This is a genomic window from Halobacteriovorax sp. DA5 (genome assembly GCF_002903145.1).
Classification (GTDB): Bacteria; Bdellovibrionota; Bacteriovoracia; order Bacteriovoracales; family Bacteriovoracaceae; genus Halobacteriovorax_A.
Window position 1 is genome coordinate 11,840 of the sequence record NZ_PPDJ01000011.1, and the last position, 20,304, is coordinate 32,143.

At 36.4% G+C, this 20,304-nt stretch carries 21 protein-coding genes; 13 read left to right on the forward strand and 8 right to left on the reverse strand.

The window, feature by feature from the left end; genetic code table 11:
* Positions 1-33: 33 nt before the first annotated feature.
* Together C0Z22_RS14140 and C0Z22_RS14145 are read right to left on the reverse strand one after the other, a co-directional pair.
* A complete protein-coding gene (locus C0Z22_RS14140; RefSeq protein ID WP_103219021.1) occupies positions 34-864 on the reverse strand; it encodes a mechanosensitive ion channel family protein in 831 nt (276 codons plus the stop codon).
* Positions 857-2,722, reverse strand: a complete 1,866-nt coding sequence (locus C0Z22_RS14145; RefSeq protein WP_103219022.1) for a hypothetical protein — start codon at positions 2,720-2,722, stop codon at positions 857-859. Before C0Z22_RS14145 ends, C0Z22_RS14140 begins: the two co-directional genes overlap by 8 nt.
* A 150-nt stretch (positions 2,723-2,872) precedes the next feature.
* Here C0Z22_RS14145 and C0Z22_RS14150 point away from each other — a divergent pair, with 150 nt between their 5' ends.
* On the forward strand, positions 2,873-3,310 hold the full coding sequence (locus tag C0Z22_RS14150; RefSeq protein ID WP_103219023.1) for a GNAT family N-acetyltransferase: 438 nt from the start codon (positions 2,873-2,875) through the stop codon (positions 3,308-3,310).
* On the opposite strand, the gene C0Z22_RS14155 is transcribed toward C0Z22_RS14150, so the two are convergent.
* On the reverse strand, positions 3,307-3,702 hold the full coding sequence (locus C0Z22_RS14155) for a hypothetical protein (protein ID WP_103219024.1): 396 nt from the start codon (positions 3,700-3,702) through the stop codon (positions 3,307-3,309). The two genes, C0Z22_RS14150 and C0Z22_RS14155, sit on opposite strands and share 4 nt — an antisense overlap.
* 101 nt (positions 3,703-3,803) lie before the next feature.
* On the opposite strand from C0Z22_RS14155, the gene argS reads away from it, so the two are divergent.
* Positions 3,804-5,570, forward strand: coding sequence for an arginine--tRNA ligase (gene argS, locus C0Z22_RS14160; RefSeq protein ID WP_103219025.1), 1,767 nt, complete (start codon positions 3,804-3,806; stop codon positions 5,568-5,570).
* 5 nt (positions 5,571-5,575) lie between these two features.
* Here argS and C0Z22_RS14165 read toward each other — a convergent pair whose 3' ends face one another.
* Positions 5,576-6,178, reverse strand: a complete 603-nt coding sequence (locus C0Z22_RS14165) for a DUF938 domain-containing protein (protein WP_158246940.1) — start codon at positions 6,176-6,178, stop codon at positions 5,576-5,578.
* Positions 6,179-6,202: 24 nt separating this feature from the next.
* Here C0Z22_RS14165 and C0Z22_RS14170 point away from each other — a divergent pair, with 24 nt between their 5' ends.
* Complete coding sequence (locus C0Z22_RS14170; protein ID WP_103219027.1) at positions 6,203-7,468, forward strand: pseudouridine synthase; 1,266 nt, start codon at positions 6,203-6,205, stop codon at positions 7,466-7,468.
* Here C0Z22_RS14170 and C0Z22_RS14175 read toward each other — a convergent pair.
* Complete coding sequence (locus tag C0Z22_RS14175; RefSeq protein ID WP_103219028.1) at positions 7,422-8,270, reverse strand: rhomboid family intramembrane serine protease; 849 nt, start codon at positions 8,268-8,270, stop codon at positions 7,422-7,424. The two genes, C0Z22_RS14170 and C0Z22_RS14175, sit on opposite strands and share 47 nt — an antisense overlap.
* 208 nt (positions 8,271-8,478) lie before the next feature.
* On the opposite strand from C0Z22_RS14175, the gene C0Z22_RS14180 reads away from it, so the two are divergent.
* Genes C0Z22_RS14180 through C0Z22_RS14205 form a run of 6 tightly spaced genes read left to right on the forward strand, consistent with a single transcriptional unit; the run spans position 8,479 to position 14,193 of the window.
* Complete coding sequence (locus C0Z22_RS14180) at positions 8,479-8,913, forward strand: Rrf2 family transcriptional regulator (protein ID WP_103219029.1); 435 nt, start codon at positions 8,479-8,481, stop codon at positions 8,911-8,913.
* A complete protein-coding gene (sufB, locus tag C0Z22_RS14185; protein WP_103219030.1) occupies positions 8,906-10,339 on the forward strand; it encodes a Fe-S cluster assembly protein SufB in 1,434 nt (477 codons plus the stop codon). Before C0Z22_RS14180 ends, sufB begins: the two co-directional genes overlap by 8 nt.
* Before the next feature lie 27 nt (positions 10,340-10,366).
* Positions 10,367-11,125: a Fe-S cluster assembly ATPase SufC gene (gene sufC / locus C0Z22_RS14190; RefSeq protein WP_103219031.1), complete on the forward strand. Its 759-nt coding sequence runs from the start codon at positions 10,367-10,369 to the stop codon at positions 11,123-11,125.
* 15 nt (positions 11,126-11,140) lie between these two features.
* Positions 11,141-12,382: a Fe-S cluster assembly protein SufD gene (gene sufD, locus C0Z22_RS14195; RefSeq protein ID WP_103219032.1), complete on the forward strand. Its 1,242-nt coding sequence runs from the start codon at positions 11,141-11,143 to the stop codon at positions 12,380-12,382.
* A complete protein-coding gene (locus C0Z22_RS14200) occupies positions 12,382-13,602 on the forward strand; it encodes an aminotransferase class V-fold PLP-dependent enzyme (RefSeq protein WP_103219033.1) in 1,221 nt (406 codons plus the stop codon). Before sufD ends, C0Z22_RS14200 begins: the two co-directional genes overlap by 1 nt.
* A 27-nt stretch (positions 13,603-13,629) precedes the next feature.
* Positions 13,630-14,193, forward strand: coding sequence for a NifU family protein (locus C0Z22_RS14205; protein ID WP_103219034.1), 564 nt, complete (start codon positions 13,630-13,632; stop codon positions 14,191-14,193).
* A gap of 199 nt (positions 14,194-14,392) precedes the next feature.
* On the opposite strand, the gene C0Z22_RS14210 is transcribed toward C0Z22_RS14205, so the two are convergent.
* A complete protein-coding gene (locus tag C0Z22_RS14210; protein ID WP_103219035.1) occupies positions 14,393-15,031 on the reverse strand; it encodes a hemolysin III family protein in 639 nt (212 codons plus the stop codon).
* A gap of 96 nt (positions 15,032-15,127) precedes the next feature.
* On the reverse strand, positions 15,128-15,361 hold the full coding sequence (locus C0Z22_RS14215) for a hypothetical protein (protein WP_103219036.1): 234 nt from the start codon (positions 15,359-15,361) through the stop codon (positions 15,128-15,130).
* Between the two features lie 197 nt (positions 15,362-15,558).
* Between C0Z22_RS14215 and C0Z22_RS16065 the strand changes: the two genes are divergently transcribed.
* On the forward strand, positions 15,559-15,708 hold the full coding sequence (locus C0Z22_RS16065) for a hypothetical protein (RefSeq protein ID WP_158246941.1): 150 nt from the start codon (positions 15,559-15,561) through the stop codon (positions 15,706-15,708).
* 3 nt (positions 15,709-15,711) lie between these two features.
* On the opposite strand, the gene hemF is transcribed toward C0Z22_RS16065, so the two are convergent.
* Positions 15,712-16,611 carry an oxygen-dependent coproporphyrinogen oxidase gene (gene hemF, locus C0Z22_RS14220; protein ID WP_103219037.1) on the reverse strand — a complete coding sequence of 300 codons (900 nt, stop codon included), beginning with the start codon at positions 16,609-16,611 and terminating at the stop codon, positions 15,712-15,714.
* 82 nt (positions 16,612-16,693) lie between these two features.
* Between hemF and C0Z22_RS14225 the strand changes: the two genes are divergently transcribed.
* From C0Z22_RS14225 to C0Z22_RS14235, 3 genes are all read left to right on the forward strand, one after another.
* Positions 16,694-17,053 (forward strand): ArsC/Spx/MgsR family protein, encoded by a 360-nt coding sequence (locus C0Z22_RS14225; RefSeq protein WP_103219038.1) that lies wholly within the window; start codon positions 16,694-16,696, stop codon positions 17,051-17,053.
* A gap of 172 nt (positions 17,054-17,225) precedes the next feature.
* Positions 17,226-18,569 carry a FecR domain-containing protein gene (locus C0Z22_RS14230; RefSeq protein WP_158246942.1) on the forward strand — a complete coding sequence of 448 codons (1,344 nt, stop codon included), beginning with the start codon at positions 17,226-17,228 and terminating at the stop codon, positions 18,567-18,569.
* A gap of 135 nt (positions 18,570-18,704) precedes the next feature.
* On the forward strand, positions 18,705-20,285 hold the full coding sequence (locus C0Z22_RS14235) for a hypothetical protein (RefSeq protein ID WP_103219040.1): 1,581 nt from the start codon (positions 18,705-18,707) through the stop codon (positions 20,283-20,285).
* The last annotated feature ends 19 nt before the right edge of the window (positions 20,286-20,304 follow it).

A 20,304-nucleotide genomic window follows, 5' to 3' on the forward strand; every position in this document is an offset into this window, starting at 1 on the left:
TCAACTCCTTATCTTTGGCAGAATTAGTCTAAATTATGACTCAGAAAGCAGTTGATCGGCAAGCTCCTCTTCTCTTAATGCCTCATAAAATCTCTTTGTAATATCTGTAACAAAAGCCTTCTCATAAACTGTTTCAAGCACATAGGCCTTAACCGTGGCCTTCACTCCAATACCGTGCTCAAATTTTTCCGTCGACACTATAACTTTTAAAGGCTTCTTTAAATAAGCGTAACGAGAAGTTGATGTAACTTCTTCCAGTAGTGATATCATACGTGAAATATCGCAATTATTTTTAAAATAAAAATAGCTACAAACCAGCATATCTCGTTGTCCCGAATTAGCTGAAGCGACATTTTCACTAAGAAATAAATTATTGGGAATTGTTACTGTCGAATCATCAAGAGTTTGAATACGTACAGAACGTAGTCCGATTTGGATGATATCACCATAGTTATCGCGAAATTGGATTCGATCCCCTACCTGAAATGGCTTATCAAAAATTAAAATAATACCGGCAATAATAGAAGAAATAAGGTCTTTGAGTGAAAAGCCAATAGCCACTGCACCTGACCCAATAAATGCATAAATCATTTCTTGGCTTGGGTTTAGGGTTACGTAAAGTAACCAAAAAGTACCAAAGATATAAATCATGTGAGTGATGATTGTATTTAATTGAAGTATTGATAAGCGATAAAACGGAATCTTAATTGCTAAATACTGTAGGGACCAAGAGACGATTCTTACAATAATGAAAAGAGTTAGAAAACCCATGACAAGACTTAGAATCATTTCAGGATTAACAGAATCAAAAATACTGGCCATTTTTTGCGTTTTAGCAATTGTATCAGTTACTGTTTCATTCATAGATAAAATTCCTCTTTCGTAAGATTGTTTTGATGTCCACTAACCAATCTTTTCTAATGTGAAAGTAATCCCCATCCTTACTTAGGATTCCCTTCCCAAAGCCTGTTTTGAGAGCATAGGTAACAACTTTTTCACTAAGGTCTGTTGTCGCCACAATCTCAGAAAAGCTAAGGTGCTCATGAGATAGGATGCTTGAAAAAACAAATAGTGATTCATCAGTCAAGATTTCAACTTCATGAATTGGACGACGTTGTGGGAGGTGCAGCTCAATTGTTTTGTCATTTACGTGAGAAATAGACTTAAGCCACGTGTTAACTGCTGCCTGAGGATTTCCACCAGTTTGTTTTGCTAAGATTCTAAAGTAAATATCCTGAGCATTTTCAATTGATCTTTCTGCTCCAAAGTGCGACATAATTTCAAAAAGCTCTTCGTTGAATCGGATCTCAAGACCTGTTGGTTCATGTCTTTTTAAAATCAATTGCATAAGCTCTTCTTTACTCCATGGCCTTATATGGATGGTATCTGAAGACAATTCATACTTATTATAAATATGCTTAATTAAATTTAGTGAATTACTATTCCACACAGTAAACCAAAAGACATTTTTAGAAGAACTATTAATGACTTTAAAAAAGGCGTCAAATGCCTTAAAACCATTAAATTTCGATAAAAAGAGATTATGTGCATTTTTAATGATAACGAACTTTTTTTCTTCTTCATCACCATTACCAACAAAGTTTTCAAGTCTTTTTAAAAGAACAGATTCTTCAACAATTTTTTCATTAATATCCAATTTGAAAGATGTTACTGAAGAATATCGTTTTAAGATTTTATCCAAGACATGATTCTTTCCACTTCCCGACTCTCCAGAAAATGCCAAATGATATGAACTACTTGTTCCATTAAGCCAACTATCAATACGCTCATAGGCTATCACAGCAGGATCTGGCTTTCTGACAATTTCAGTATCACTTTCTCTTTTAAATATATCAAGATAGGTGCTAGGTACTTCATACTCTGTGAAGACCTCATCTCTTAGACTTTCTAGATGCTGTTCTAAAATGCCTGAAAGTAAGTTCTTTGACCACTCCTTGTCGTTATTTGCCAAGAAGAACATTAAGTAAAATGAATATAGAAGTGTGTAGATGTATAAGAAAACTGGCAAGATATATCTAATGACAAGATTAGAAATATGCTTTTGAGTGAGTAACATTGAAGGCGGTACAATTTTAGGTAGAATCAATTGCGCATAGTTCTCATAGCGAAGTAGGATCGCTGTATAAATAACAAAGAATAGAATCGTGATAATATTGTGACCAAGAAAGCCGGAAAATAAATTATATAAGAGAATATAGAAGAAAGTTGTTATTGTAATAATATAGCGAAGTTTCTTGCTGTCCTTAACAAAATCCTTATTTACTCTCTTAAAATAAACTTGAAAATTAAAACGCAAGAAACTGTGAAAGTAACCGATATTAATATAGAGTACGTAGAGAACAAGTATATTTCTGAAGACGTGTAAAAAAAGTTGAAAGTCCTCTCGTTGAAACTTCAAAAGATAAAGATTAAAAACATCAAGAGCGCTAAAGGCGAATAGATAGTAAAGATTGAAGTCAAAGAAACGAAAGACAAACTTTCTGGCCTGTATCTGATTCTCACTTCTCTTTAACAGATATGTTCTTGCTAAAAAGAACATAACTCGAGCGATTATTATTATCGCTAGAAAGATAAAAAAAGAGCGCATTGGCCACGCTAATATGAACTCATCAATATGAGCAATAAGCTTAGAAAACTCTTGATTTAGAAAATGGAAGAAATCGGCCACGGCCTTTTGGATTTTTATTATACTAAACTTCATATATCTATTATAAAGATAACGTAACTATTTCCCATAATTATTGTTGTCACAATAGTAAAAAAAACTAAATTCTAAAGTTTAATACTCAATTAATAAGCTTATATTTCTTTATTGTGACAAAATTTCATTTATTTGGTATAAATTCCCTCTATGATTGTAAAAAGAATCCATTTGAAAGATACATATAAAATTCGACGCTCAGTTCTAGGTATAAATGGCAATGAATCTAGTTATAAATTTGTTGCTGATGACGAGTCCGATACTTTTCACTTAGGTGCTTTCGTCGAAAATAATCTCGTATCTGTGGCATCTTTTTATTTTAATCCAAACCCAAAGTTTAATATTGATAATCAATATCAATTACAAGGTATGGCAACACTTGAAAGTTATCGAAAACAAGGATTTTCAAGAGAGCTACTTAATGTCGCCTTCCCAATTATTAAGCAAAACTTTTGTAACCTTATTTGGTGCAATGCTCGTATCGAAGCAAGAGCTTTCTACGAAAAGCTAGGTTTTGAAAGCTTTGAAGACGAATTTGAAATTGAGGGAATCGGACGACATATCCTAATGTATCGTGAGATTAATTAATTTTTACAATAAGAATCAATACGCGACTTAAGCATAAGTTCAGACTGAATCTTGAAGCATTCCCTTTGGCCTTTAGTCTTTTGTATAAACATACATTTCATATCTTTACGACGCTCACAATTTTGCATGGAAAGATCATTCACACAGGCGTAGTGCCTACGATCCTTACCACAAAGATAGATAAGATTTGAACCTTTAAAAAGTCCATCACCAATACTGGACTCCGTATTGTATTTACGAAAGTCTTCTGCTTCTTTTCGCTCTTTTAGCTGCTTTTTTTGAAATTCTTCAATTGGAGTCATACCATCGTCGGCAATAGTGTCTCCAATTGGCGCTACTACGATTAACACTGAGCTAAATATAATCATTAGAAGTCTAGTAGAAATGAACATATGAAATTACTTTTCCTAAACAATTAGTAAATTATTTATTATAATATGATGATAACATACTTATACTAAACTGCAGCGCAGCAAATTACGGTGATTAATTAATGGAAACGAATACAATTTTAACAAAGCTTACTGATATCCTTGAAAATGCATTCTCGACTGCTTACCCAGATGCACAGTTTGAAAGAGCAGATATTTATGCCTCAATTGGACAGGCGCCAAATATTGAGATGGCCCACTACGCTTTTCCAGTATTTCGTTTCGCCAAAGCTCTTAAGCAAGGGCCACCACAAATCGCTGCTGCAATCTTAGAACAAATTGATCTTGAAGCAAACGCTTCGATTATAAAAGACCTTAAAGCACAAGGCCCATACCTAAACTTTACACTTACAGCTGATGCATACTTTGCAAATCTAGTCAGTGAAATTCGCTCAGGTGAGTTCTTCAAAAAAGAGCTAACTAAAGGCGAAGGTAAAACAATGATTGAGTACTCGCAGCCAAATACTCACAAAGAGCTTCACGTTGGTCATATGAGAAATCTATGTCTTGGAAATGCTCTTGTTAGAATTAAACAGTATTGTAGCGTTGATGTTCATCCAGTGACTTATCCTGGAGACTCTGGAACTCACGTTGCAAAATGTCTATGGTACTTAAAATATCATAATCAAGACACAATTCCTGAAACGAATAAGGGAGAATGGCTTGGCCGTATTTACACTCTAGCAAATACAAAGCTAGAAGACGAGCTTGGCTCAGATAAAGAAGACGATAACCGCGCAAAGCTTACAGAAATCCTAAAACAACTTCATGCTGAAGAAGGTGAATTCTTCGATCTTTGGAAAGAGACTCGTCAGTGGTCGATTGATCTAATGAAGAAGACATATGCTTGGGCAGATGTTGAGTTTGATCGCTGGTTCTTTGAATCTGAAATGGACGCTCCATCACTAAAGATCTGTAACGAATACTATGAGAAAGGTCTATTCGTAAAAGATGATGGTGCTATTGGAATGGATCTGAGTGAAGATAAGCTAGGTTTTTGTATTCTAATCAAGTCTGATGGAACAGGACTTTATTCAACAAAAGACGTGGCCCTTGCAATTAAGAAATTTGAAGAATACGGTGTAAAAAATAATATCTACATCGTTGACTCTCGCCAAGCCTTTCACTTCAAACAAGTATTTAAAGTTCTTGAGCATATAGGATTTGAACAGGCAAAAGACTGCTATCACCTTCCATATGAAATGGTGGAGCTAACAGATGGTGCCATGAGTTCTCGTAAAGGAAATATTGTTGCCCTTACTGATCTAATAAACAATATGGAAGCTAAGATCAAAGAAGATTACTTAAATAAGTATGCTGGAGAATGGAGCCAATCAGAGATTGATGAAACAGCGACTAAGATTGCAAACGGTGCGATCAAGTACGGAATGATCAAAATTGATAACAATCGTAAAATCGTTTTTGATATGAATGAGTGGTTAAAGCTTGATGGTGATACTGGCCCATATCTTCAATACGTTTATGCTCGAATTAACTCACTTCTATCAAAGCAAGGATTCGAAAAGGCACAAGCGCTTGAACTTTCAAATGCATCTTCAATTGTTGAAACGAAGGAATTTGAACTTTTACAAAAACTTTCACTATTTAATGATGTTGCTACAAAAGCACATGAGCAGAATAAGACAAGTTTACTTACGACTTACCTATTTGAGCTTGGAAAGTTATTTAATAGCTTCTACGCAGCTTGCCCAATTGCTTCGAGCGAAGAGTCTCTTAAAAAAGCAAGACTTGAGCTGGCGTATGCAACAAGTGAAATTATTAAAACGGGCCTTGGTATCCTAGGAATCCAAGTACCAGAGAGAATGTAATCTTATTACTTCGTAAAAACTAGTAACTGATTATTAGCTGGCATTGCAATATCTTCTTTTAGGAAGACACCTTTCTTTAAGAAGTTATTGCAAACATCTTCAAAATTTCTAATTCCACTCTGAGAATCTCTCTCTTTTAAGTAAGTATCAAATTGTTCATTTGAAGGACTAGTGAAATTTCCATGGTACTTAAATGGGCCGTAAATAAACAAAGTACTATTCTCATCCATTGCTTGGGCCAAATCCTTAATAAAGGTCTTTGCGGCCTTCCAAGGCATAATATGTAAAGTATTTGCTGTGTAATAGAATTTCTTACCTGCTTCAAGTTTATTAAAACCGGCTTCATAAGTCAGAGGACCTTTGAGATTCTTTAAGTTCTTACTGTAATGCTCTAGGCACTTTTTAAGGACATTCTGGTTTTCTCTAATTTCTGATGTAATAAAATCAATTTGAGAAAAGCTCTTTGCAAAGTGAGCGCTATGCTGACAAGTCAGAGAGCCAATTTCTAGGAATTCTCCACTTTCACAACTCTCTAGATAAGGTTTAATCACCTCTAGAATAGGGCCTTTATTTCTTTCACATGCTTCAGAATTTGGTAAATCGTTCATGTTAAACATGATACAATACTTTCAGTGAAAAAAAGAATTAAAATTCGTCTATCGGCCAATGATATCATCTTCGAGGATGGTAATTATATTGCCTTATTTAAAAAGGCCGGCTGGCCTGTGCATAAAACTCTCGATCGTTTTAGAGACAATTGTACAGATGCATTAGCAAGTTTTTTGAAGAATCGAGCAGATGGAAAAGACCAGTATCTCGTTTTGGCCCACAGACTTGATGTGGAAACGTCGGGAATTCTTTTATTTGCAAAGAATAAAGAAGCGAATAAGTATCTACAAGAACTCTTTAGTTCACACGATCCAAATAAGATAACGAAGAGCTACCTAGCAATATGTAGCGGAGAACTTTCTGAGCAAGAAGGAAGAATTGAGAACTTCTTAAAAGCTAATCGTGTCGGACATATTGAAAAGATGGCCGTGGTAAATTCAGGTGGAAAGAAGGCCATTACTGACTACAAGGTAATCGATACAAATAAGCAGTATTCACTTTTAGAATTTACTATTCTAACAGGTCGAAAGCACCAAATTCGCGCTCATGCAAAACATATGGGCCATCCGATTTATGGTGATCCAATTTATTCAAATTCAAAAGACCAAAGTGGACAAAGACTATGTGCCTATAAGCTTCGATTTTTTGATAAATTTTCAAATGAAGAAATTAACTTAAAAGTAGAAGCTCCATTTTCACTTGAGAATTTTAAAGAGCTTTCTAGTAATGGAGACAACCAGTATATCATCTTCAATAAGCCCTACGATGTTCTTTGCCAATTTGGAAAAGATCATCGAGATCAGTTAAGCCTTATCGATTATAAACTACCTAAGGAAGTCTATCCTATCGGACGACTTGATAAAGATAGTGAAGGTCTACTTATTCTAACAAATGATGGAAAGTATAAGAACCAAATGGCAAATGCTGATAGCAAGGTTGAAAAAACCTATATTGTTCAAGTCGATGGCGATATTACGACAGAGGCAATTGAAAAGCTTAAACGTGGTGTTGTTATTAAAGGAAATTACAAGACAAAGCCTGCCAAAGTAAAAAAACTTGCGGATTTTAAAATTGAAGAGCGAGTACCTCCAGTGCGAGTAAGAAAGTCGATTCCAACATCTTGGATTGAAGTACGCATCTCAGAGGGACGTAACCGACAAATTCGCAGAATGTGTGCGGCCGTAGACTTTCCTACGCTTAGACTTATTCGAGTTGCTATTGGTGACGTAAAGCTTGGAAAACTTAAGGTTGGGGAATTCTCTTATTTCGATCCATCAAAGCAAAAATAACACCTAAAATTGCACCACTTATCAGTCCACCACCATGGGCCCAGTTGGCCATCTTAAAATTAAAGACATCAAAGAAGCCTAAGAAAAGCCACCCTACCATAAGTACAATATCTGAAGTTGGAAGCTTAAACTTGAAATTTGGATTCAGTCTTGAGTAAGGCCATAAAAATCCCAATAGGCCGTAAACTACACCAGAGAGCCCGCCGAACATCCCCGGCGACATTATTGCTTGTAAAATATTTGAAGTAATTGCAGTAAATAGTAATAGTAAGACAAGAAAGACACTTCCCTTAGTTACTTCGATAAGCTTACCAAGCTCTTTCCACCAAAGCATATTAAAGAAGATGTGGATATAGCCAAAATGAATAAAGGCCGGAGAAAGTAGACGCCAATATTCTCCACGATTGATATCTGCAAAAGCATCAACCTTTGAAGTTGAAAAGAGAAAGAGATAGTAAAGGTTTTCATTTTTAAAGATCCAACCAAAAATAAAAACAATTACACATAAGGCCAATATAATAATTGTCGCAGGCCCCATACTTAAAGACTGAACGTACTGCCAATTCTCGTCGACTTTAGACGGCTTTGCCCCACCAATGTAGACACGATAAACGTCACGGGCCTGTTGCAATTGATTAATATCCACAACAAATAAGTGATAGAAATCGTTCTCGTATTCTTTTGTGATATGAATCCCCTCACGCAGAAGTTGTGCTTCAATCAGAGATGTGATCGACTCATCACGTAAAGAGCCAATATATTTAAGTCGTTTTAAGTTAATTTCAGTATCATGTTCACTCATGAAATCATTTTCCTACAAAGCTTGATAAAAGTCGATCTTACATAAATATTATGGATTAGAGGTGTGATTCCACCTATATATTTGATAAGATGGACTTAAATAAGTTGTTTTTTGACTTATTTTACGTTATTTAAATGGCATAACGTAAATTATTAATAAAAGGCGATACCTAAGGTATTTAACTCGTCACAATATAGGTGTGAAACGCATGTTTAAGGTTAGTAAAAAAACAGAATATGCCCTAAAAGCTCTAAAGCATATGCAAGAGCACGGACACACTTGTGCTGAAAACTTAACTTCGGCCAGAGAAATATGTGACATCTACAAAATGCCTTTTGACCCCGTATCAAAAGTTATGCAAAAGCTAAATGGATACGGCGTCCTCTCATCAATTAAGGGAATTAAAGGTGGCTACTTCCTAAGCCGTCCCCTGTCTGAAATTAATCTTTTTGAAGTCAGTAATTCAATCGAAGGAAAGATTTCAAATTCAGACTGTGATGCCCTTAAAGGTAAATGTACTAAATACTTAAATTGCGAATTAATTTCACCAATAGAAAAGCTTAACTCTCACGTTAATCACCAGCTGATTAACTTGTCGCTTGAAGAGTTATTAATGAATAAGGCAGGATTCACACATGAGTGATACACAATTAACAAAGTCAGAATATAAGTACGGCTTCTTTACAGACATTGAAACTCAAGAGTTTCCTAAAGGTTTAAATGAAGACATCGTAAGAATGATTTCAGCAAAAAAGAATGAGCCTGAATGGTTACTTGAATATCGTCTAAAGGCGTTCCGTCTTTGGAAGCAAATGCCAATGCCAAATTGGGCAAAACTTGAGATTCCAGAAATTGATTTTGAAGATCTGTATTACTATGCAGCACCAAAATCAACAGAAAGTGCGCCAAAGAGTCTTGATGATTTAGACCCAGAACTTTTAGCGACTTTTGAGAAGTTAGGAATTCCATTATCTGAACAGAAAAGAATTTCAGGTGTTGCAGTTGATGCAGTATTTGACTCAGTTTCAGTTGGGACAACATATAAAGAAGAGCTTGAAGCAGTTGGTGTTATTTTCTGCTCTATTTCGGAAGCAGTACAAGAGCATCCTGAGCTAGTAAAAAAATATCTTGGTACAGTTGTGCCACCAGCAGATAACTTCTATGCAGCACTAAACGCAGCAGTATTCTCGGATGGATCATTTGTTTACATCCCAGAGGGTGTAACTTGCCCGATGGATCTTTCAACTTACTTTAGAATCAATGCAAAAGAGACAGGACAGTTTGAGAGAACACTTGTTGTTGCAGATAAGGGAAGCTACGTAAATTACCTTGAAGGTTGTACAGCTCCACAAAGAGATGAAAACCAACTTCACGCGGCCATCGTTGAACTTATTGCTCTTGATGATGCAGAAATTAAGTACTCAACTGTTCAAAACTGGTATGCCGGTGATGAAAAAGGAAAAGGTGGTATTTATAACTTCGTAACAAAGCGTGGGAACTGCCTTGGAAAGAATTCAAAAATTTCTTGGACTCAAGTTGAAGCAGGTTCTGCAATCACTTGGAAGTACCCGTCATGTAACTTAATTGGTGAAAACTCTCAAGGAGCTTTCTACTCTGTTGCACTAACAAATAATAAAATGCAGGCCGATACTGGAACAAAAATGGTTCACATCGGTAAGAACACAAAGTCGACAATTATTTCAAAAGGTATCTCAGCAGAGGAATCTGAAAATAACTATCGAGGCCTTGTAAAAGTTATGCCTTCGGCAATTGGCGCAAAGAACTATTCTCAATGTGACTCAATGCTTGTTGGTTCAAAGTGTTCAGCAAACACATTCCCATATATTGACGTGAAAAATAATACGGCAACTGTAGAGCACGAGGCCTCAACTTCAAAGATTTCTGAAGATCAGCTTTTCTACCTACAGCAACGTGGGATGGATATGGAAAAATGTATCTCAATGATCGTAAATGGTTTCTGTAGTGAAGTATTTAAAGAACTTCCACTAGAGTTCTCTGTTGAAGCCGTTAAGTTAATTGAGATGAAATTAGAAAATTCAATTGGATAAAATTTAGATTTATATAAAGGGAAAAAAATGAGCTTACTTACAGTTAAAGATGTTCACGCAAGAGTAGAAGAAAAAGAAATTCTTAAAGGGATTTCTATTGAAGTTAAACCAGGTGAAGTTCACGCAATTATGGGACCAAACGGTTCAGGAAAGAGTACTCTTTCTAAAGTTATCGCTGGTCACCCTTCATTTGAAGTAACAAGTGGATCTATTGATTACAATATCAATGGAAAGCAAACAGACCTACTAGAACTTGAGCCAGATGAAAGAGCAAAGAATGGAATCTTTCTAGGCTTCCAATACCCTATTGAAGTTCCAGGTGTATCAAATATTGACTTCCTTCTTGAGTCATTTAATGAAGTATCTAAATCTCAAGGTGCTGCAGAAATGAAAAAAGAAGAATTCAGAGAATTCCTAAGACCAAAATTAGAACTACTAGAGATGAGAGAAGAATTCTTAGACCGTCCAGTTAACACAGGTTTTTCTGGTGGTGAAAAGAAGAAAAATGAAATCCTTCAAATGGCCGTTCTAAACCCAAAGATTGCACTACTTGATGAAACAGACTCAGGTCTTGATATCGACGCTCTTAAGATCGTTGCAAAAGGTGTTAATGCGATCAAGTCTAAGTACAATGGTATCGTTCTAGTAACACACTACCAAAGACTTCTAGACTATATCGTTCCTGATTATGTTCACGTACTAAGTGGCGGTAAAATTATTAAGTCAGGTGGAAAAGAGCTAGCTCTTGAGCTTGAAGAGAAAGGTTACGACTGGTTAACAAAATAAGGACTAGGATTAATAATGAATATCCAAGAATTAACAGACCAATACTTAAATGATCTAGCAACTTATGCTAAATCAGATTCAAATAAGGAAGCCTTGAATAATTTTAAGGCCCGTGGACTTCCACACACAAAGATGGAAGACTGGATTTATACGAAACTTACAGATGTATTACCTGAAAAGTTTACGGTTACAACTGAGAAAGCGATGCTTAAAAATGTTAAGGTTGCAGGAAAGTATCAAGTTGTTCTTTTAAATGGTCAGTACTCTAAAGCAGACTCATTCTTTCCAGAAGAAATCACCGTTGAGCACAAGGCACTCGTAGCAAATGAGGCCAATTGTGACCAAACAGATATCTTTGCCATGCTTAATGCTTCTGCTGTCGAAAATATTATTGAAATCAATGTACCAAAAAATGTAAGTGTTGATGATATTATCTCAATTGTTCATATTTCAGACTTTGATGGAGAATTTGCTCTTCCTCGTATTCACGTTAACGTTGAGCAATTTTCAAAGGTTAGTTTTGTAGAGATTTTCACGGGAAGTGACAAGGCATATAATATAAACGCTGTCTCAAATTTCAAAATTGCAGATGGAGCAAATGTAAGCCACGTAAAAGTACAAACAGATGGTGCAAATGCATTTCACGTAAGTAGTGTTAATGCTGACATTGCAAAAGATGCTCACTTCAAATCATTTACTTTTACAACTGGTGCAAAGAAATCACGTAACGAAATGAGAGTGCGTCTTAATGGGACAGGTGCAACTGCAAGTGTTGATGGACTATACGCTCTTAGAGGTGATCAACATACAGACAACTTCTCACTAATTTCGCATATCAAAGAAAGAACAGATAGTTCTCAGCTTTTCAAAGGAGTTCTTGATAACAAGGCCCGTGGAGTTTTCACTGGGAAAGTTCTTGTTTGTCGAGACGCTCAACTTGTAAATTCTGAGCAATTAAATAAGAACCTACTTTTATCTAAGGGTGCTCACGTTGATACTCGTCCACAACTAGAAGTTTATGCTGACGATGTTAAGTGTGCCCACGGTGCAACAGTAGGACAAATGAGTGATGAAGAAGCTTTCTATCTACAGTCTCGTGGTTTATCAAAAGAGCGCGTGCAAAAACTACTTATCCACGCATTCTGTTCAGATGCAATTACAAAAATTGAAGATGAGAAAATTGAAAACTTCTTAAGTGAAATTCTATTTGAATCATTTGAAAAAAACACATTTGATGAAATGGAAAAGGAATCTTAATGGCCTTCGAAATTAATGCTATTAGAGCACAATTTCCACAACTAGAAAGAAAAGTACATGATAAGCCACTTATCTACTTAGATAATGCTGCATCTACTCTTAAACATATTAATGTAATCAATACTGTTAATGAGCATTACTCACATAATGTTGCCAATATTCACAGAGGAGTTCACTACCTAAGTGAGTTTGGAACTATTAAGTATGAAGAAACACGTGATGCGATTCAATCACTGATCAATGCTAATTCAAGAGTTGAAATTATTTTTACTAAAGGAACAACTGATAGCTTAAACTTAGTTGCGAACTCTTTTATTCCTTACTACTTGAAAAAAGATGATGTCATTCTAATCTCAACTATGGAGCACCATTCAAATATTGTACCTTGGCAGATCCAAGCAGAAAAGATTGGGGCTAAAGTTAGAGAGATTCCAATTACTGATGAAGGAGACATCAACGAAGAAGCTTATGTGAAGCTTCTTTCTGAAGGTAATGTAAAACTAGTTTCAATGGCCCATATTTCAAATAGCCTTGGAACAGTTAACAATATCAAAAAATACATTAAGCTTGCACATGATAATGGTGCCTACTTTTGCGTTGATGCTGCACAGTCGATTGCGCATGAAAAGATTGACGTTCAAGACTTAAATTGCGACTTCCTCGCCTTCTCATCTCACAAGATGTTTGGACCAACTGGAATTGGCGCACTATATGGTAAAGAGAAACTTCTTGAATCTATGCCACCTTACCAAGGTGGTGGTGATATGATCGATGTTGTGACAATTGAGAAAACAACTTATAACGATCTTCCACATAAATTTGAAGCTGGTACACCTCATATTGCTGGTGGTATCGGGCTTAAACCAGCAGTTGATTTCATCGTTAATTGTGACCTCGATGTTATTAAGAGTTATGAAAAAGAGCTTCTTGATTATGCAACAAAACAAATTCTTGAGGTTGAAAAGGTTCGCTTAATTGGGACAGCAAAAGAGAAGGCCTCTGTTCTATCATTTGTCGTTGAAGGCGCTCACCCACACGATCTAGGAACACTTTTAGATCGCCAAGGTGTTGCAATTAGAACTGGTCACCACTGTACGCAACCATTAATGAAAAGGTTCGGAATCGGTGCTACTGCAAGGGCCTCGTTCTCGTTGTATAATACAAAAGAAGAAATTGATAATTTTATAAAAGCACTACATAAGGCCATCAACTTCCTATAAGAAGTTAAGGTAACAAAGGTAAAGTATATGAGTGAAGTAACAATCGACATTCAACCAACACCAAACCCAAATGCACTTAAGTTCATTTTAAATCAAAATGTAAAAGCATCTGGTTCTTCAACTTTTAGAACACCAATGGAGTGTGGAGAGGTTAACCTAGGAGTTAATCTTTTTACAATTCGTGGAATTGACCAATTACACTTTTTTGAAAATGTTATCACAGTGACAAAATTCAATTATGAAGATTGGGATGATATTGAGCCAAAGATCCTTGAAACAATCAAGCACGATCTACCAAATCACAATCCAGAATACGAAGAATTTGATCCAGAAAAAGAGCGTCGTGAAAACCTACCTCAAGAGCTAAAAGATATTGAGGCCGTACTTGATCGTACAGTTAGACAATACCTACAAGCTGACGGTGGAGATATTCAGACTGTTTCTTATGAAGACAATATTCTACTTGTTCGTTATCAAGGTGCATGTGGGACTTGCCCATCATCGACAACTGGAACTCTTGAGGCAATTAAGTCAACTCTAAGAGCAGAGTATAATCCAGCGATTGATGTTTACATTGCCCCTGATTGGTAACGCCCGCGTCATTGACTGGCATAGGCCAGTCAATGGGACGCTGCGCGCGCGCCCCTAATCTTTAGCTTGCCAATAAATACGAGAGCGAGGGTTCAGTCTGCTTCGGCTCCTGCCTCCCGCAGACATACAGGTCATCGTGACCATAACGCCCGAGCGGTTCGTCACAGGCGCCAATGGCACAAACTATTTCAAAAATCACCTACCCAACAATCGAATAGATAATCATAAAGTGCAACGTCGCGGCCACACAAACGAATAGATGAAATAATTCATGATAACCAAACCACTTGGCATACCTACCAGGCTTCTTTAATCCGTAAAAAATAGCACCTATTGTATAGAGAACTCCACCAGAAATTAAGAGCGAGATATTTGTCATCCCTAATTTTGGGATAAGCTCAGATAAATATGGAAGAACCATGTAGCCAGGTATCAGATAAATAATTGCACTTACCTTCTCAGGTAAATTTGGAAAGAAGATTGATTTTAAGATACCAATTGCAGCAACAGTCCAAATACTAATAAGCAAAGTCGAACCGGACTCTCCATTTAAAACAAGAAGAGTTATAGGCGTACAAGTTCCTGCAATCATCACGTAAATAGCACTATGATCTAGCCTGCCAAGAAGGTCTCGTGCTTTAGGCTCCCAATGAATTCGGTGATAGAAGGCACTCACTCCAAGCATCATTAGAAGGCCTAGAGAATAGATGATAGTCGAAATATACTGAGTGGTATTTACACTTTTAGCTATGAGAAGTGAACAGGCTCCAAGGGAGATAAAGAACATGGCCTGATGAGACCAACCTCTGAGAATGGGCTTTTGCTTGGCTTTTTGCATATAAGGAGCATACCCTCGATAAGCGTTCAACTAAAGCCAAGGCCCAAGATTTTACATTTATATTACATTGTTACAACAGCTGTTGTAGAGCATGTTCTATAAATCAGAAAATTTCATTTTGATTAATTCTTTTTTTACAACACCAAGAAGCTCGCGACACTCGCCTTCTTCAAGGCCATATAATTTATGAGAAGTTTGTAGCTCTTTTGGTTCTTTGAAATCATTTTTAAAACTTTGCAATCTGTTATTAAGATTATTTCTAAGCGTTCTCATTTGCTTTGGCGTGTATTCTTTAATTTCTTCTAATAATTCTTGTAGTCTTTTAGACATTTTCTACCTCTTACTAATCTTGCAATGCATCCGAATTAGGATTCAGGCACCTTACATAAATTCCTAAACTGTGTAAAATTAAAATAAATTGTATTGATCAAATCAATTAAAACTATGACCATTAAGTATTTTCTTATAGACACCAATAGTTTGATGTGCCAAACTTATATTTAACAACTCTAACAAAGGGGTAATTTATGATGATTAACAACTGCTACCGTCTACTTTGTGAAATCACGAAACTAGAGAAAAAACTTGAAGAGATTCAAGCTGTGGCCCAGTCCCATGGAGTTGAAATTGATGCCAATGAGATCTTAGAAGACCTCATTAAGGCACAGGCCAGCTAAAAGCTAGGCCCAGTCCTTTGGATAGTAATACTCCATCATCTTCTTATGCTCTGGCTTTGTTGGCTCGTAACGATAAGTAAACTTCACTCTCTTTGGTAGTGAAATTAAAATTGAATCTGTACGGCCATTAGATTTAAGACCAAAGTGAGTTCCTCTATCATGAAGAAGATTAAACTCAACGTAGCGGCCACGACGATGTAATTGGAAATCCACATCTTCATCATCGAAGGCTTCATTCATTCTCTTCTCAACAAGTGGGAAGTAAGACTTGATAAAGTTTGAAGAAATCTCTTTAAACATGGCCAGGTCTTTAACAGGGTCACCTGAAAAGAAATGGTCGTAGAAGAATCCACCGACTCCACGCATTTCGTCTTCTCTGTGCTTATTTACAAAATACTTATCACAACGATTCTTCCAATCATCCCAGTATCCATATGGTTCACAGGCGTCCTTCCAAACCTTGTGAAAGTACTCAAAGTCTTCTTCGTGTGGAAAGTAAGGAGTTAGGTCTGCTCCACCACCAAACCAAATTTTTGAACCGGCCTGAATCATACGAAAATTTGCATGAGTTGTTGGAACTTTTGGATTTGTCGGGTGAATGATGAGAGAAATTCCCGTTGCCCACATTTGATTATTATCACCACCAATATTAGCAGCAAATTTAGGATCAACTTCACCAGAAACAAGAGATGTATTTACACCAGCGTTCTCAAAGATCTCTCCTTCAAAAGCGCGAGTGATTCCACCACCGCCAGGATTTCCAGCGTAGTCTTTTCTCTCCCAAATATCTTCATTTAAGTTAATTTTTCTATCGATTCTCTTAAGTTCGTCACTAATCTGATTCTGTAAAGTTTTAACATGTTCGGCAAATTCTGATTTGATATTTTCAATATCGTAAGACATGGCTAAAATCCTAGTTAGTTATTTTTTAAAAACCCAATATATCAGAAAAGAACTGATATGATAATTATCAGGAGTAGAATTAATGCTTTATTATCACAATCCAAGATGCTCTAAGAGTCGCCAAGGTCTAGAATATTTAGAACATAAAGGCATCCAAGAAGGTGTTGGCTTTAGGGTTAAAGAATATCTGAAAGATGGGGTTGAGGAAAAAGAGTTTATCGACTTAGTGAAATACACAGGTCTAGCTCCACTAGAAGGTCTAATTCGTACAAAAGAAGCGCTATTTAAGGACCTAGGTCTTGCAGGTAAAGAGTTATCGAATATTGAATGGGCCAAAATCGTTCACGAAAACCCAAAGCTTCTTGAGCGTCCAATCCTTGTTAATGATAACAAGAAAGCGGTAATCGGTAGACCGACAGAGAATTTCGATACAATTATCTAAGTACTCTAAATTACGTATTGTGGCAGTTCACTCTGCCACAAGTTCTTGTCATATCAGAAAGTTAGCCCAATCCAAACTCCCTTTATTTTTAGCCATTTACACAAGTTTCAGCTTAAGAAATTAGTTTGATCTACGATAAGTATAAATGAGATTGATTTTGTGGGGACTCATTATGAAGGTACTAAGACTTGTAATTTTATCTGTAGCAATTTTAGCGAATATTTCTGTCTTGAATGCAAATTCGGAAAAGGGTGTCGCCAAAGTTATGAAAGTAAGAGGAAATGTCTTTTACTCCCAAACTAAAAAGCCACTAGCGAAGGGAGATTGGGTACCAGAGGGTGCTAAGATTACGACCAAGGCCCGAAGCTTTGTAAAGCTACTCTTTATCGACAAATCAAATCTTACTCTCGGTGCGAATTCAGAAGTTGAAGTGGAGCAATTCCCAAAAAAGAAAGCAGGAATTATCAATCTTATTAATGGTCAACTTCGTTCAAAAGTATCTAAGAATTACCTAGAGATCGACAAGAAGAAATCAAAGCTTTTCATTAAAACTAAAACTGCGGCCATGGGTGTACGTGGTACTGATTTCCAAGTTAACTTTAACCCTACCAATAATAATACGACACTTATTACATTTGAAGGTGCCGTTGCGATGGGTTCACTTACTAACTTTAAGAAGAGCCGCTTCCTACAAGACAGACTTGAGAAGGTTGTTTCATCACCTACTTCAGTTATGGTTCGCCAAGGACAGCTTTCGGGGGTTATGCCAAAGGTTGATTCAAAACCAATGGCACCGGTAAAAATTAATAAACAACAGCTAAAGGCCCTTGAGGCAAATGATGGATCTAAAACATCATCAAATGACGATCAAAAGAAATCAGAGAAAAAACAGATGAGTCGAAATATCATTCCTCCAGGAATGGATAGCTCAAAGTTTAGTGGAGCAGGTGGATCTGAGATCATGGGACAAATGGCCAAGGCCGACGCTAGTATCAAAATTCCTAGTGCACAAGCTGCTACAACGATAGCTTCATCAAGAGTGCAGACAAAAGGAACAATGACCGAAGGTGGTTATGTCGATACGAATAATGTTCTCTATATTCCACCACCAAAAAATGCTCCAGTAGACCCAATGACTAATGAAGTTATTGTTCCTATTCAGATGGGAAGCTTCGATAAGGACACTGGTGAGTATAAGAATGACTTCTATGTGGTAAATGAAAATGGAGATATGATTCCAAAAGACCCAGTAATCACTGTTAACCGCATACCTGCTTCTGATGGGACTGCGCCAGAGCTCGTACCGACTGGACCAATCAATATCTTCGATCAAGACGAAGTTGATGAATTTGACGATCCAATAGGCGCTCCTATTCCTTCAGACGATACAAAGCCACTTGATGGTGGCCCAGATATTATGGAAACGACAATGGATGATCGCGACCAAATGCTTGATCAAACAAATACGACTTCAACAAATCGAGCACGTGTTAAAGTCATCCTTGATCGCCAATAAATAACCGAGTTCTAAATTCAGATATGGCCACAGCTAATTAGCTCTGTGGCCAAATTCCCTCTATTCAATTGTCCTATTTATCAGTAAAATTATTTATAAATACCTAGATTTTAATAAAAAGTTAAAGGACTGACTTTGAAAAAAATTTTTATCGCACTGGCCTTAGCTAGTATCACATCAGTGGGACTTGCCCAGAGCATGACTCCTGTTTACCGTGCATTTGAAAACTCAGATTACGAGAAAGTTATCGAGTTACTTAACTCTCCAAATTATAAGAATTTTAAAAGTGCGAAGTCACCTGGTGTACGAGACTACCTGCTGGGGATTTCTTACTCTCGTATTCAAGAATATAACAAGGCGATTGAAGCATTTAATTCTGCGCTAAAAAAAGGAAACAAGGCCAGTGAGCTCTACTATGAATTAGGACAGGCCAACTTTGCGATTAACAATTTAGATAGTGCCATTGAAAACTTTAAAAAGTCAGAGAAGGCCAAGTATAAAGTCGAACAATCAAATTACTATATCGCCTATATCTATCAGCTTAAAGAAGAACCAAAGAATGCCAAAATCTACTTTAGACGACTTTTAAAAGACAAAAAAACTTCTAAAGAGATGAAGCAGATTTCATACTTTCAGATAGCAAATATGAATTTAGAAATCGCCAGAGAGACAAGTCGAACCAGAGAAATAGTCGAAAAGTATATCCTGCCAGATTATTACAAGGCCATCGATCTTGACCCAAATAGTTCCACTGCTGATGATATTGATAATCGTATAAAAGAAATAAAAAAAGAATTCTTCTTAGAAGAGGATAAGCTTGTAAACGGAGATCCTCTACCAAGTGAAAGACTAAGCCTAAGTGTAGAAGAGAAAATTACATATGATAATAATGTGACCCTATCAGATGACCTTCCAAGTTCAACAGGCACGAATAAAGACTCTTTCATTTCTCAAACTCGTTTTAATATTGATAAGGCTTTTAACTTTAAAAGAAGATATACAATTACACCTTCTTTAGAGATTAAGAATACAATCTATACAGATCGCGTTGATTCAGAAATTTATTCAAATGATAGTTATAATATCACTCCTGAAGTTGATATTGATTTCGCTTATCGCTACAATAAAAAGCCTGCTCGTTTTTTTACAAATCTCATTTATGACTATCAAGCGAAAGATATTAATGCTCAAAAAAGTAAAGAGTTCAACTATCGCTCTCAGCAAATAGAGCTTGGTAGTGAGATGCCTTTTTTCGAAACGGGTAATACAACTCTAACTTTTAAGTATCAAACATATTCATACTATGTAGATAGTCTAGAGCGTAGCTCAATGATTCTTTCCGCTGATCAAATTATCAAAAAGACCTACGGAATCTTTGTCTTATTATATCAATTTGATAGTAGTGATTACACAAACTCTCCAAACTTGAATACGACTTCTCACCTATTTCGTGTTGATTATATTGTGCCAGGCCTTTTTCCAAATACTAGTTTCAATGCCGGACTTTCGACAAACTTCATTAGTTATGAAGATGCTGCAACTGATGCAAGTCGAGGGCTTGAGATGACGACTTCATTAAATGCAAAACTTACACGTGTTATTAACAGAAATTTTGCATTTGGTTTCGAGTATATCTACACAAATAATAGCTCGGATGAAGACACAAGTAATTATACTGCCCATCAAACGGGTATTGACTTCTCTTATTATTACTAAGCATTAAGAAATACGGATT